The following is a 14,409-nucleotide window of genomic DNA, read 5'->3' as shown; positions in this document are numbered from 1 at the left end:
GGATATTTATAAAAAAGGTATGTATGTATTTGCTCTTTCCATATCTATAATTGCTTTTTTAGGAGTTTTTAGGCATTCTTGTAGATGTTTTTTATTTAAATATGGTGCTAAATTATAATTCAATATATGACATTGTAAATTATCTTTTTTATTACTAAAATTAAATGTGACTTCATTTCCCTGCTCTAGCAATTTTTTAATATTTATTGTTTGGTCTATGAAATTCTTTTGTTCTAAACTTAAGTGTTTGATTCTTAGAATATTTTTCACTACTGAAAATGAAACAACAGCAAATAATAACATAAGAATAAATAATTCTTTTCTACTCTGTTTTTCATTTAAGAAAATACTAATTTTTACATACGCGACAGCAACCATACCTATACCCAGAACGTAACAACCAAGATATCGAAGTAACGAGGCTCCTTTAATTGCTTCTTCATAGCTAAAAGTAAAGAAATATAGATATAGTCGCCATAAAGCAAAAATTATGCCGCAAATAAATGTGGCTATTAGAAAAAATTTATATTCTGCTAACAGTTTCGGTTTATATTTACGAATTCCATACCAGGCAATAAAACAAATAGTATATACAACTAAACTTCCTTCTTTTACTAAAAATTTTAAAAGAAACTTACCATAATTTAGTAATAATAATTTATGCTGTTCATTAAAATTTTCTACAATATATATTAAATTACTAAAACTATGCTCTTTTCTATCTAAGAAATCGTGAGTATTCCTAAAATAATCCATTAAGATAAAATTGCATAATATTGGTAGAATTAATAAAATTACATAGGTAATATAATCATGTGATGTTTTAGGTTTTTTATCAAAAAATGTATAATGCAATATAAGAATTATCGAAGCAAAACTTGCAAGCCACGCTCCGATTTCTCTAAATAAAGGAAGTAATATAGCGATAGGTATAATCAGCTTTAAAGCTTTTTTCTTATCTTCTTCAAGAATATAAATAACAAGAATAGATCCGAACATTAGCCCTATAGTACTATCATTATATATAGAGCGAAGTCCTGTCGTATATAATACTACTGCACAAAGTATAGCAGAAAATAGTAAACCGGTCTGCCAAATTTTCTTATTGGAAGCTAAAGGAGCTAAGAACATTAAATTTAGTAAGAAATGAGCAAATAGCACATTTCCGTCCGAGTAACCTGAAAGCATTAGCATAAAGTAGTGGTAAACAGCGGCACCTCTTGGATAATGTGCATGCGTAGAAATAATAGAGGTAAGTGAAGTTTGGTTTTCAAAAAATCCTGAATATAATAGTTCTTTAGTAAATATTCCCCAATGGGAAAAATCATCATAAGCATGCAGAGATGCTTCTCTGGTATAGAGGGAAAATAAGAGATTCGTAAGAAAATCTATGTCGATTTATAAATGCTAATAATATACCGATGAAGTAAAGTAAATAGGTAGCAGCCATTAACAGATTTAGTATAGCACAGCAATATAAAATCGTAATTAATATGCTAATTGTTATAGGTATCGCATGATTTAATTTTATTTTGAAATATTTTGAGAAAAAGCATGAAAAGCCAAAAAAGCTTAATATCGGTATGATAATCATTTACTTTAATAATAATTTAGATGTCACATAATAAAGATTAAAAGTTTAAATGTAAACTTTTCTATTGTTATTACAGTGCAATTGACTATATTTAATAGATATTAGTAATTTTTTTAAATAAAGAATAAATTATTTAATATGGCAACAGCAGATACATCCAAACGTAGTGATAAATTACGGAAAAGCTTAGAAAAAACTTTGTCTTCTTCTAAAGCTAATAAATTAATTAATAGTGCAATTAAAGATTTGTCATCTTCAAATGGGTTAAGTTTTAAAACAATCTTACTTGGAGCAAAATTTACTTTAACTAATCCTGTAAATACTTATAACCTTGTTAAACTTGCTAATTCCTCTGATACATATCTTGATCCAGAATTTCAAAAATCACTTCTTGAGGAAAAACCAATATGGGAGTTTTTAAAAAAGAATGCTAGTAATTTACCTAAAATAGGGCAAATACTTGCTAAAGCTGGATTTAGAGAGTTTCAAGAAGGTAATTTCTTAGATCAGAAAGGCTTGGATATATTAAAAGAAAGTTTCAAAAATGACGAGGTGCTTGATCAGCTTAAAGAAGTTGCAGTAGAGGTAAAAAAAGATGAACCTAATTGGAACAAAGTAACTTCTAATACTTTGGATATGCTTACCAAAGATAAAAACTTTGAAAAGTTTTTTAATGAAAAAGAAAAGGATATTGCAAGCTATATAAAAATTGGAGCAACTGAAATATTACCAGGCGATTATATCAAAAGTTTTGATGACATATTACAAAAACCGGAAAGTAACCAAAGCTATGCAGAAGTGCAAAAAATCTTTGATAAAAATCCTGCTTTAAAACAAGAAGTTGCTGAAAATATAGATAATTTGAGGTCTTTAAAGGAATTTAATAACCTAAGTCCTGAAAAACAGAAAGTACTAAATAGCTTTGTAGCAGATGCTAAACAGCAGGCTAAACCTGCCTTGAAAGAGTATTTTGAAAATTATAGAATTGATCCCAAAGTTTTAAGTACTGTTCCTAGTTTATTAAATGAAATTCCTAAAATAAAAGAAGTTTTTGATACTCTTAATGATCCAAATCAAGGATTAATGATAGCTATTGAAAAAACTTTAGAAATGACTAAAGACAATAAAGAATTAAGAGATTTTTTTGCTAATAATAAAGAATTTTTACCAAATGCAGCTTTAGGCATTATTAAAAATAATCCTGATTTGCAAAAAATGACTAAAGACAATAAAGAATTAAGAGATTTTTTTGCTAATAATAAAGAATTTTTACCAAATGCAGCTTTAGGCATTATTAAAAATAATCCTGATTTGCAAAAAATGACTAAAGACTATTATTTTGATAAGCAAATGCTTAATATGGTCGGCGAAATGATGTCAAAGCCTGAAATGGCACATGATATTATGTTAGATGTAAATAAAGGCGATTATATGAGCGTGACAAATAGTTTAATTTTAGCTCTCAATGATCCGTCGTTTAAATTAAAAGATACATTGCTGCAGCAAAGTAAAGATGGCTTATTTGATAATTTATTCAAAGGTGTAGTTGAGGTAGATGCAAAAGATAGCGGTGTCATTAAACAGCAACTTGAGAATTACGGTCTACAAGCAGAAGATGTTGTAAAGCTTAGCAAAGTGATGCCTTTATTGCTTGATAGGGCTGAATCATTACAAAAAGTTTTTAGCAGTTTTGTTAAAGGTGATTATACAGGAATTGCAAAAGAGCTAATTACATTAACGAAAGATAATCCTGAAATTCAGCAATATTTAAATGATAATAAAAGAATATTCGCAAAAGTAGGAGTTAAGTTAGGGCTAGATTATGTAACTCAAGCAGTAACAAATATATTTAGTGGGACACCGCAGCCGGTAGAAGATAAAATTACAGATAAAAACATCCTTATTGATCAAGCGGTTGATAAAATATTTTTACAAGCTAAATCGGAAAGTAAGCAAAATTTACCTAATAAAAAAGAATTTGCTAATGAAGTAAAAATATTATGTCAAGAAAATCCAGAACTTGAGAATTATATTGTAGAAAAATTAAGTTCAAAACCTATTAGTAGTGTAGGGGACGTTTCTACCCAAAAAACGAATCAATATAGACATGTTTCAGATCATACAAATTCTCCTATGCAAGTGCTGAATCCTTTATATGAAAATTTAGTAAATAAACAAGATGTAAAGGCAGGACTCTTAGCAAATATGCTAAGTGAACAAGTTTCGCAAAAGCTATTTGATAGAGGTGATAATAGGGGAGAAGATTTTCATATGATTAATCAGACCTTAAAACAAGTAATTTCCGAGCATATTAAAGAAAACCCACATAGTATAGATCATTTTTCAACACCTGAAAATCAAGAAAAGCTGACAAACAATATTGCCAATACTTTAAACGATAAATCTAAATATACTTGGGCTGGTCTTGCTACTGGCGGCGTTTATCTACCAAAAGAGATTTTTAACGAAGAATTAAAAGGTAATTTAAAAGCTGAGTTTAAAAATAATTTTCATTCAAATACTTTAGTTGAAGCAAAGAATATGGCTTTAAAATTGAGTAAGAGTAATAAAATCATTATAAATACCGATCACACATTAAGCTCTCCATCTAATACTCCTACTACGCATAAACATAAGCAGGAAACGCAAAGGTAATAATATCTATATATTACTTGACTAATTTACTAGGACATTCTATTGTAAGTTCGGATATTTATAGTGGATGATAGTATGATGCTAACGACAAAAGGTAGATATGCCGTAATGGCTATATTAGAGATGGCTTCAAATGTAGACAATGAGCCTATAAGTTTGAATGAAATTTCTTTAAAACAAAATATATCACTTAATTATCTAGAGCAAATATTTTCTAAGCTTAAAAAAGCTAGTCTAGTTAAGGCTATTAGAGGTCCAAATGGAGGATATATCCTAATAGGTAAATTAGAAGAAATAAAAATTTCTAATATTATGGATGCTGTAAATGAAAATTTCATAATGACCGGCTGTTATAAAAAATCGATAAAAAATTGTGCCTCGAGCACAATGAAATGTAATTCGCATAAATTATGGAAAGGGCTTGGTAAGCATATTAGCGATTATTTTGAAAATATTTCAGTTAAAGACGCTCTAAATCTGAATTTAAATATATGATATATTTAGATCATAACTCTACTACTCCTATTGCACCAGAGATTAAGAAATATGTAATAAGCTTGATGGATAAGGAGCTTAATGCTTCATCTATTCATAGTGCAGGTAGGTTTGCTAAGAAAATCATTGAGGAATCACGCACACAAATAGCTAAAGTTCTTGGTATATCTTTTAAGGAATATGATATTACGTTTACTTCATCCGGAACGGAAAGTAATAACTTAATAATGAAGAATTTTTATGACGGTGATATTTTCATTTCTGCTATTGAACATTTATCAATCTATAACCATATAAAGCATGCTCCAAATATTAAAGTAATAAAAGTTGATAAGCAGGGAATAGTTGATCTAGAACATTTGGAGGAGCTATTAGCCCAAAGTACGGTTTCTAAAAAGTTAGTGTCCGTAATGATGGTCAATAATGAAAGCGGAGTACTACAAGATATAGCTAAAATAAGTGAGATAGCTAAAAAATATGATGCAAAATTTCATAGCGATTTAGTACAAAGTTTTGGTAAAATACCAACAAATATCAAAGAGTTAGGAATAGATTTTGCTACAATTTCAGGGCATAAAATAGGAGGCGGGCAGGGAGGAGCTGCTTTGGTCTCTACTTCTCGCTTTCCGCTTACTCCAATAATCATAGGAGGTGGGCAAGAGAAGTCAGTACGTTCAGGCACTGAAAATGTTTTAGCAATTGCAGGCTTTGGTTTAGCAGCTGAATTAATGAAAAAAAATATAGCAGAGAACTATGTAAAACTCAAAAGCTTACAAGAAGTTTTAGAGAAAAAATTAAGAAAATATCCTAATGTAAATATTATTAGCGAAAACGCAAAGAGATTACCTAATACTACATTGTTTACTGTGCCAGGTACGGATGCTCACACCAAATTAATTGGTTTTGATTTGCGTTATATTTGTGTTAGTTCTGGCTCAGCCTGCTCATCAGGTAAGATATCTAAATCGCATGTGCTAACTAATATGGGGCTAGATGAAGAGGAGGTAAAATCGTCTATTAGAGTGTCTTTAGGCTGTAATAATACGGTTGATGATATAGAGGCGTTTATGAGGGCTTTTGTGAACATTTATGATGTTATGTAGCGTCATTGCGAGGAGATGCATAGCATTGACGCGGCAATCTCATAAAGCAATACAAAAATCCTGAGATTGCTTCGTTAAAACTTGCAGTTTTTCCTCGCAATGACAATAAAAATTCACTTACAAAACAAGAATTAACTAACAATATGAACACACAATTAAATAATTTAATCCTACCAATATATATGGATTATCAGGCAACGACGCCGCTAGATCCACGTGTGATGGAAGCGATGCTGCCATATTTTACTACCAAGTTTGGTAATCCTCATTCACGCAGTCATTCTTTTGGTTGGGAAGCTGAAAACGCTGTAGAAGAGGCAAGAGGTGATATTGCAAAGCTAATAGGGGCTAAAGCTAAGGAAATAATCTTTACATCCGGTGCGACTGAGTCTAATAACCTTGCTATAAAAGGCATAGCAAAATTCTATGGTAATAAAAAGAACCACATCATTACAGTAGTTAGCGAACATAAATGTGTCCTTGATGCTTGCAGGCATTTAGAGCAAGAAGAGATAAAAGTCACCTACTTACCAATCAAACCTAACGGAATAATCGATTTAGAGGTTTTAAAAAATGCTATAACGGATCAGACTATGTTAGTATCAGTTATGGCAGTAAATAACGAAATAGGTGTGATTCAGCCTTTAAAGGAAATTGGAAAAATTTGCCGTGAGAAAGGCGTTTTCTTTCATTCTGATATCGCTCAAGGGTTTGGTAAAATCCCAATTGATGTTAATGAGTGTAATATCGACCTTGCAAGTATCTCAGGACATAAAATTTATGGTCCAAAAGGTATAGGTGCTTTATATGTTAGAAAAAAGCCTCGTGTGCGTATCACTCCGCTAATAAATGGTGGTGGTCAAGAGCGTGGGATGCGTTCCGGTACGCTGCCAACTCCTTTAATAGTAGGGCTTGGTACGGTTGCTAAGATAGCATATAATGAGATGGAAAAAGATACCAAGCATGTAAATCACTTATTTGATAAGTTTTTAGATGCTATAAATAGTCAAATTTCTGAAGTTTACTTAAATGGTGATAAAGATCAAAGATATAAAGGTAACTTGAATTTAAGCTTTGCGGGTGTTGAGGGAGAATCGATTATACTTGCCATTAAAGATTTGGCGGTTTCGTCTGGTTCAGCTTGTACTTCAGCTTCACTTGAACCATCATATGTATTGCGTTCTATGGGAGTTGATGAAGAGCTTGCCCATACTTCGATTAGATTCGGCATAGGTAGATTTACTACCGAGCAGGAAATAGATTATGCAGTAAAGTTAATATGCTCAAAAATCAATAAGCTACGAGACTTAAGCCCGCTTTGGGAAATGATGCAAGAGGGGATTGATCTAAAGAAAATTAAATGGGCTACACACTAATGCTCTTTTGCTTTTAAGAATTGCTCTTTCATTTTATCAGGGGTTCGTGTGCTCACGTACTATTTGTACGCTCCGCTCACTCACCCATCAAAATAAAATTCAATTCTGAAAATCATGCGAGCATTTATATAAAAATAGAATCATGAATTAAGGAATAACAATGGCTTATAGCAAAAAAGTAATAGATCATTATGAGAACCCACGTAATATTGGGTCGCTTGATAAAGAGAAAAAAAATGTCGGTACAGGTTTAGTAGGTGCACCTGCTTGTGGTGACGTTATGAAGTTACAAATTGAAGTTGATGATAACGGAATTATAACGGATGCAAAATTTAAAACATTCGGTTGCGGTTCGGCTATTGCCTCAAGCTCTTTAGTAACAGAATGGGTAAAAGGTAGATCAATAGACGTTGCTGAAGAGATTAAAAACACCGAAATAGCAAAAGAATTATCATTGCCTCCAGTAAAACTTCACTGCTCATTGCTTGCCGAAGATGCAATAAAAGCAGCTATAGCTGATTATAAGCTTAAAAAAGAAAACAAAAAAGATACTTAAAACATGAAGAAAAACGTTATTTCATTAACTGATTCGGCTGCAAAACAAGTACAATTACTGATAGAAAAACGTAATAAACCCACATATGGAATTAGGGTAGGCGTTAAGTCAGGCGGTTGTGCCGGTCAAACTTACTATGTTGAGTATGCCGATAATAAAAATCAGTTTGATGAAGTAGTCGAAGAAAAAGGTGTGCGAATCTTAGTTGATCCGAAAGCATTAATGTATATACTAGGTTCTGAAATGGACTATGTAGAGACTAAATTTAAATCCCAATTCACTTTCACCAACCCTAATGAAAAAGCAGGTTGTGGCTGTGGCAAATCATTTAGCGTGTAGTAATTAATAAAAGTTTTAAAATATGTTTAACTGGATTTTTAATAATTCACCTATTACTAAAAATATGGCAAAAGAGCTAGAAAAAATACTTCAGCTATTTCCAGAGCTTAGCGAAGCAGAGAAGCAAGAAAGAGTTGATATTAGATTGATGAGAGATAGTGATATAGAAGATGATAAAAATCTATACTAGAAGCAGTAATAAAACCTTTACAAAACATTAAATCAAATGATCCTTATATTATATTTGATTTCCGACATTATAAACAAGTCCATTTAGGCAATATGATTTTTTCTAGCTTTTCTTCTGATTGGGCACTGTAGATGTTTTTAACATTATCCAAATTTCATCAAGAAAGATTTATATTATTTAATAAAAATGAGTATGGGATAAAGATAATTCAAGGTAGTAAGATACACGACCTTGATAATATACAAAACATAGAAGTTACAAAAGAATATGGATATTCAGTTTATAATATTAAGGCTAATGGATTAGAATTTTCTGAATATATTTTAAATGTTAGTAATATTAAAAATCCAAATTATGATAAAACTGCTATTGTTGGCGGAAATCTCAAATTTACTAATCAAGGAACTTTTTTTTCTATTATTGCAGAGAATGTAGAAAATATAGGCTTTGATCTAAGAGCAGCATCTACTATTCAAGAAATGCTTGCAAGGTGTTTTTCATATTTTCGTTTTTCTATAAAAATATATGATATGGAAAATAGCCATATTATAGGAGGAAAAGATACCAGTGGAAATTATGCATATGTTAATCTCTTAGGGTTTAATTCCCCGAAGCTCTGCTTCGTGATATACTAGATGCATGGAAGAAAGCAGTTATATACATAAAAGTGATAATGTCACAGTACTAATATATCATTTAGTAACACCGGCAAAGTATAGAAGAGTAATATTCAATGAGGAACTAGACTATCAAAACTTACGCTATGTTTTATGATAAATGGTTTAATACTGGGGTTTTATTAAAATCCTCTAATATGAATAAACAGCTTCCAGTCAAGCTGTTTAGTTACATTTGAGATAACATAGCGTAAGTTTTGCTATTATTTATGTAAAATTTGTGAGGACATAGAAGCTCGTTATGAAATTAGATTTTTGGAAATAGGAGTAGATAAAGAACATGTACATTTTTTACTACAGTCAATACCAATGTATAGCCCAACAAAAATAACTCAAATCATAAAAAGTATTACATCTAAGGAAATGTTTAAGAAATATTCAAATCTTAAAGAAAAATTATGGGGAAGTGAGTTTTGGAGTAAAGGATATTTTATGAGCACAGTAGGTAAACATGGTGATGAGCGGAAATTACGTAATTATGTAAAAAATCAAGGTTCAGGCAAACCTTCTTATAAAGCATTTCAACAAAAACAGTTAAAACTTTTTGGATAGATACCTCGTAGCTCTGCTGCGAGGAGTATCATTAATACAAATACAACGGGGTCTTTGCATAAGTCTCAGGATAACGCAGTTGAATTTTATGAAGATCCGCAGGGTAATTGTTTTCTAACTAATTATCAGCCAGGAATATTAGGCAAATTGATGAATGTATTAGGTGAGATAGATTTTATGACAACATAGATTGTAAATAAATCCTACTTAATTAATTGCTCAATATTTATAGTTGATAGTATCTCAGCTATTATTCTTGAGATAAATTCTCTGTAGTAGTTTTAACACCACACCGGTCAGTATTATAAGTAGAAAAGTAAAAAAGCTAAATGTTACCCATAATGACTTAAATTTTTGCCATAATAACATACTAAAGAAAGGGGTGCTTGAGGATAATATAATACCGCCAAGGGAGTGAGATAAGCTGTAAAGTCGCATTCTAACAGCTGTTTTAAATAAAGATTGGACAATAATTTGCAGTGGAACAGCGTAAAATGCGGCAAGTCCAATTAGCATAATAGGAAATAGAACAGTAAATATTTGCTGATATAGTAAAATCTGCATAGCAAAAGCAGCTATAAGACTAAGTAGTAAGGCAAATATAATCTGTCTTAAAGGGTTTATTTTATCCGCAAGTATTCCTGCAAAAACTGCTACTACCCCGTAAGTAATAATTAGAGTTATATTCATAAACTCAGTTTCTATAGGGTTTATAAAGGCTATTTTTGCTAAAAACACACCTAAGAAATACACTAAGAAATGATATATACCGCCGATTGCCCCATTAATTATTAATGCTATAGTAAAAGTTAATTTAGCATTTTTTAAGATTTGAAAAATAGGAATATTATCAGATTGTTTATTTTTATGATGTAAAAACTCTCTACTTTCCTCAAAATAACTTCTCATCAAAATTGCAAATAATCCAAATATAGCACCTACAAAAAAGTTAATCCGCCACAAATAATAAATATTAAGGTTGGTCGCACAATAATAAGCCATAGCAGCAAGTAATGCTCCTATTTGGGTGCAGCTGGCAACTACTCCTAGCCCTGAATTCTTTCGATTATTTTTTGTCTTTTCTGCTACATAAACTTTTATGCCATCAACTTCACCAGCTAAACTTGCAAGAAAAATCATCCGGCAAAATGTAAGCATAATTGTAGCAAAAATACCTATTTTATCAAAGGAAGGGGTAATAGCAATTAGTAAGGTAGAAATGCTACTGATAAACATGGATATTTTGATGGATTTAGTGCGTCCGTATCTATCCCCTATATAGCCAAAAATTATAGAGCCTAAAGGACGGATTATAACAGCTGTACTAAGTAAGGCAAAAAAACCAAGTAGCTGCGTTTCATGCGTACTTCTCGGTAAAAAATTTTGTGCTAAAATGTGTGCTGATAAACCAAATAACGCATAATCGTAGTAACGAATTATAGATACAAAAAACGCAATTAAAAAAGCTGAATTGGACATAAAATATATTTCTTTCTATACCGTGATAGTATCATATGATACTATCACAATGTAATTTGTAGATAAAATATCTATGGTATACTCGGTGTAATATTATTTATAAACGCGAGTTTCGAATTAATATAGCATAGGATTTAGCATATCAAGAGAGATGTAATAGAAGGTTTATTATCAGACATTTGATAATTTATCAGTGCTGCAACCATATGCACAAAGGCATTTGTAACTGATCTATGCCTTGAATGCTCAAACTTCCCCAATAGTTTAATTTTACTAAACACAGATTCTATTAATGCTCTTTTAAGCAATAATATTTTATCCAACATAGACATAAGTTTATTTTTCATATTTTTCTTTACCCTAGTTACCATAAAAATTCCTTGCTCTAAAAGTTGTTGAAATAATTGTTGTGAAATATAACCACGATCTCCGAATACTTTACCAAAAAGATTTTTGATCATCAGTTCCAGCTGTTTTCTATCATCCTTATTGCCAGGGCTAAAAGATGCTTTAACTATACCACCGGCTCTATTAATTATTAGATGTAGTTTAAGTCCATAGAACCAACCTTTTGTTGTCTTACTGCGTGCTGCTATGCCGGCGAACACTTTATTCATTGAAATACGGTATCTCTTACATACCTCTATACTACTTGAATCTACAAAAGAAAGGCCATCACACTGATCCAAAATAGAATTGAATATCAGTACTAATAGTGGTAAATGTGGACCTATTATTTTTATAAATTGACTATAGCTTACTAATTGAAAATCTCTTTGATGATAAATCCATATTTGCTTCAGATAATAATTCTTAAAACAATCATAAGATGACTGCCAGTAGCCTATTATAATTGTTATTACCTCACTTCTGTTAAGTCGACTTTTAGGACCAGATTTGTTGTTATGGTTAGTAATTGAATTTGTATGCTTGTCTAATTCTTGAAAAAAATCATCGACGTAACAAAATATTTCTGTAAAATCCATTATCATAGGTTATTGCTCTTAAAGTTTTTTCAATAACCTATAAACTTTTTTCTTATACTATAAATACCATATTTTAATTAGCAATTTGTATTTTGTACTCACTTTATAACAAAAACAGTATTATCAATATCCCCGTAACCCACTGTTTATCAGCTATACAGCGACTTTTTGAATACGAAACTCGCGTTTATAAAGGATTAATATGAAAAAATTTATGAAATACTCATTTTTACTTTTCTATATATAGCAATAACGATAATGGGACTGTTGCGAGATGAGAGGGTAGCAGGTATAATAAAAAAATAAAAAATATGTTTATATGTCAGAGTATCAAATGCTAATGGTAAGTTTAGATGAGTTAGTAAATGCGGATCATCAATATCGTAAATTCAAAAGTTTATTCAAATTCAAAGCAGTTGAAGCTGAGTTATTAGCATTAGAATGCGAAGCTAATTATAAAGGATATGGTATAGAGAGGCTGTTTAAATGTTTGCTGCTACAATTTATGGAAGACTTATCTGATCGGGAATTAGAACGTTATTTAGCTGATAGCACAGCGGCGAAATGGTTTTGTAATTTTGCTCTTACAGAAAAGACACCTGATTATAGTGTATTTAGTAAAATACGTAAAAAAATAGGTACTAATTTACTATCAAAAATATTTACAAAATTCCGCGATCAACTACGAGTACAAGGCTATATGGGTGAAGTATTTACCTTTGTAGATGCTTCTCATTTAATCTCAAAAGCTAATCTCTGGGAGGAACGTGATAAACTAAGAGCACAAAAATATGATAAATTGAATAATGAGACTTTGCCTAAGGTTGCAAAGGATAAACAAGCCAAAATTGGCTGTAAGGGAGGGAATAAATTTTGGTATGGTTATAAAAAACATGTGAGTGTTGATATTCAATCAGGCATGATCAATAAGGTTGCAGTTACCCCTGCAAATGTTACCGATAGAAAAGGTTTTAAGCATGTTATGCCAAGTTCTGGTGCTACATATGTTGATAAAGGTTATTGTACAATCTCTACCAAGAATGCAGCAGCTAAAAAGGGAGTCCATCTTTGTGCAATAAAGAAAAATAATATGAAAGATAAGAATTTTGACCTTGATAAATATTATACGAAAATCAGAGCACCTTTCGAGATGGTATTTTCAAAAGATAATAAGCGGGTTAGATATATAGGAATTGCCAAAAATCAATTCTCCGAATTTATGAATGCCATATGTTTTAATTTAAAACGATTAGTGGTTTTAACAACTTTAATGGCTTAAAGAAATTTATTAATAAAAATTCTAACTCTGTAAACAAATCTCTATTAAATTACTACACTATTGAATAACATTTATCTCTATATTAAACAGAATTTCTTTTTTAAAATATTTATTACCTCCTTTCCTCTTATTTTACTATCAAAAATTATCTTTCAACGACCCCATAATAGTTGCCTATATGATTTTGGCACAAACGATTCCAAATGATGGGCAGTGTCATATGGTAGATAGACCGCTTATTATTCATTATATTTTAGCTGCTATTATTACTGCTTTACCAACATTAGTTTTAATATATAGTAAGAAAAAAAAGAAAAAATAATATGATTGGTAAATTAAGCGGTAGAGTCGACTCAAGCTATGATGATTACGTTATAATCGATGTGAACGGAGTAGGGTATAGGGTTTTTGCTTCCGCTAAAACTTTAAGTAAACTTTCAGAGGGGGAATCCTATAAACTATTTATTGAAACACATGTTAGAGAAGATCATATTAATTTATACGGCTTTTTGAGCTTAGAAGAAAAGAGTTTTTTTAACTTGCTGCAATCTGTGAATGGTATAGGAACAAGGATGGCTTTGTCCATTTTGTCAGCTCTTACGCCTACTGATATACAAATTGCTATAAGTAATGAAGATAAGAATATTTTTAAAGCGATTTCAGGAGTAGGGGCAAAACTTGCCGAGCGTATAGTACGAGAATTAAGCGATAAAGTGGCAAAAATATCAAGCTCATCTGCTGCTATTAAAGACATTTTAAACATTAAAGGTATTACGCCGGTAGCAAGTAATGACGTGATAAAAGCTTTGGTAAATATAGGCTTTTCAAGGTTTGAAGCTCAAAACGCCGTACAAGAAATTATCACCAAAAACCCCGAAATTTCTATTGATGAACTAATCAGAACCGCACTAAAGAATCGTAATAATAATTTTTAAATAAATCGTATAGCAAAAAATAGTTTTTTCGCTATTATTGGTTAGTATATGTAAATCGTCATTGCGAGAAGAAACTGCAAGTTTCGACGAAGCAATCTCAGGAATATTATACTACTTCATGAGATTGCCGCGTCGATGCTACGCATCTCCTCGCAATGACATTTTCCGATCCATAAAACCGTCTAAAAAAGTT

At 31.1% G+C, this 14,409-nt stretch carries 15 protein-coding genes and 1 pseudogene; 13 read left to right on the top strand and 3 right to left on the bottom strand.

Annotation, left to right across the window (positions count from 1 at the left end):
* Positions 1–6: 6 nt before the first annotated feature.
* Positions 7–1,594 (bottom strand): annotated as a pseudogene (locus ACOAL3_RS02895) (hypothetical protein).
* 138 nt (positions 1,595–1,732) lie between these two features.
* Between ACOAL3_RS02895 and ACOAL3_RS02890 the strand changes: the two are divergent.
* The 10 genes from ACOAL3_RS02890 to tnpA all read left to right on the top strand — a co-directional run bounded on the left by ACOAL3_RS02890 (position 1,733) and on the right by tnpA (position 9,537).
* Positions 1,733–4,249 carry a hypothetical protein gene (locus ACOAL3_RS02890; protein ID WP_419235336.1) on the top strand — a complete coding sequence of 839 codons (2,517 nt, stop codon included), beginning with the start codon at positions 1,733–1,735 and terminating at the stop codon, positions 4,247–4,249.
* A gap of 75 nt (positions 4,250–4,324) precedes the next feature.
* Complete coding sequence (locus ACOAL3_RS02885; RefSeq protein ID WP_419235335.1) at positions 4,325–4,744, top strand: Rrf2 family transcriptional regulator; 420 nt, start codon at positions 4,325–4,327, stop codon at positions 4,742–4,744.
* Positions 4,741–5,847 carry a cysteine desulfurase family protein gene (locus tag ACOAL3_RS02880; protein ID WP_419235334.1) on the top strand — a complete coding sequence of 369 codons (1,107 nt, stop codon included), beginning with the start codon at positions 4,741–4,743 and terminating at the stop codon, positions 5,845–5,847. The genes ACOAL3_RS02885 and ACOAL3_RS02880 overlap by 4 nt, the downstream gene beginning before the upstream one ends.
* Positions 5,848–5,990: 143 nt before the next feature.
* A complete protein-coding gene (locus ACOAL3_RS02875) occupies positions 5,991–7,223 on the top strand; it encodes an IscS subfamily cysteine desulfurase (RefSeq protein ID WP_419235333.1) in 1,233 nt (410 codons plus the stop codon).
* Between the two features lie 160 nt (positions 7,224–7,383).
* Positions 7,384–7,779 carry a Fe-S cluster assembly scaffold IscU gene (gene iscU / locus ACOAL3_RS02870; protein ID WP_395477599.1) on the top strand — a complete coding sequence of 132 codons (396 nt, stop codon included), beginning with the start codon at positions 7,384–7,386 and terminating at the stop codon, positions 7,777–7,779.
* A gap of 3 nt (positions 7,780–7,782) precedes the next feature.
* Positions 7,783–8,118: an iron-sulfur cluster assembly accessory protein gene (locus ACOAL3_RS02865; protein WP_419235332.1), complete on the top strand. Its 336-nt coding sequence runs from the start codon at positions 7,783–7,785 to the stop codon at positions 8,116–8,118.
* Between the two features lie 22 nt (positions 8,119–8,140).
* The gene (locus ACOAL3_RS02860) at positions 8,141–8,308 is read left to right on the top strand and encodes a hypothetical protein (RefSeq protein WP_395477597.1); all 168 of its coding nucleotides are present in this window, start codon (positions 8,141–8,143) and stop codon (positions 8,306–8,308) included.
* Between the two features lie 131 nt (positions 8,309–8,439).
* Positions 8,440–8,943 (top strand): hypothetical protein, encoded by a 504-nt coding sequence (locus ACOAL3_RS02855; protein WP_419235331.1) that lies wholly within the window; start codon positions 8,440–8,442, stop codon positions 8,941–8,943.
* Between the two features lie 4 nt (positions 8,944–8,947).
* Positions 8,948–9,082, top strand: a complete 135-nt coding sequence (locus ACOAL3_RS02850) for a hypothetical protein (RefSeq protein ID WP_419235330.1) — start codon at positions 8,948–8,950, stop codon at positions 9,080–9,082.
* A gap of 158 nt (positions 9,083–9,240) precedes the next feature.
* Entirely contained in the window at positions 9,241–9,537 is a 297-nt protein-coding gene (gene tnpA / locus ACOAL3_RS02845; RefSeq protein ID WP_419235329.1) for an IS200/IS605 family transposase, read from the top strand.
* A gap of 243 nt (positions 9,538–9,780) precedes the next feature.
* Here the strand turns inward: tnpA and ACOAL3_RS02840 are convergent, their stop codons facing one another.
* Entirely contained in the window at positions 9,781–11,016 is a 1,236-nt protein-coding gene (locus tag ACOAL3_RS02840; protein WP_419235328.1) for an MFS transporter, read from the bottom strand.
* Between the two features lie 134 nt (positions 11,017–11,150).
* A complete protein-coding gene (locus tag ACOAL3_RS02835; protein ID WP_419234519.1) occupies positions 11,151–12,008 on the bottom strand; it encodes an IS982 family transposase in 858 nt (285 codons plus the stop codon).
* Positions 12,009–12,321: 313 nt separating this feature from the next.
* Between ACOAL3_RS02835 and ACOAL3_RS02830 the strand changes: the two genes are divergently transcribed.
* From ACOAL3_RS02830 to ruvA, 3 genes are all read left to right on the top strand, one after another.
* Positions 12,322–13,281: a transposase gene (locus ACOAL3_RS02830; protein ID WP_419234540.1), complete on the top strand. Its 960-nt coding sequence runs from the start codon at positions 12,322–12,324 to the stop codon at positions 13,279–13,281.
* Between the two features lie 91 nt (positions 13,282–13,372).
* On the top strand, positions 13,373–13,603 hold the full coding sequence (locus ACOAL3_RS02825) for a Holliday junction ATP-dependent DNA helicase RuvA (protein WP_419235583.1): 231 nt from the start codon (positions 13,373–13,375) through the stop codon (positions 13,601–13,603).
* Between the two features lies 1 nt (position 13,604).
* Positions 13,605–14,216 (top strand): Holliday junction branch migration protein RuvA, encoded by a 612-nt coding sequence (gene ruvA, locus ACOAL3_RS02820; protein WP_419235327.1) that lies wholly within the window; start codon positions 13,605–13,607, stop codon positions 14,214–14,216.
* The last annotated feature ends 193 nt before the right edge of the window (positions 14,217–14,409 follow it).

The sequence above is a fragment of the Rickettsia endosymbiont of Nabis limbatus genome (genome assembly GCF_965196655.1).
In the GTDB taxonomy this organism is placed as follows: domain Bacteria; phylum Pseudomonadota; class Alphaproteobacteria; order Rickettsiales; family Rickettsiaceae; genus Rickettsia.
The sequence above is the reverse complement of the archived record's forward strand: the minus strand, read 5'-3'. Positions and strand labels throughout refer to the sequence as shown.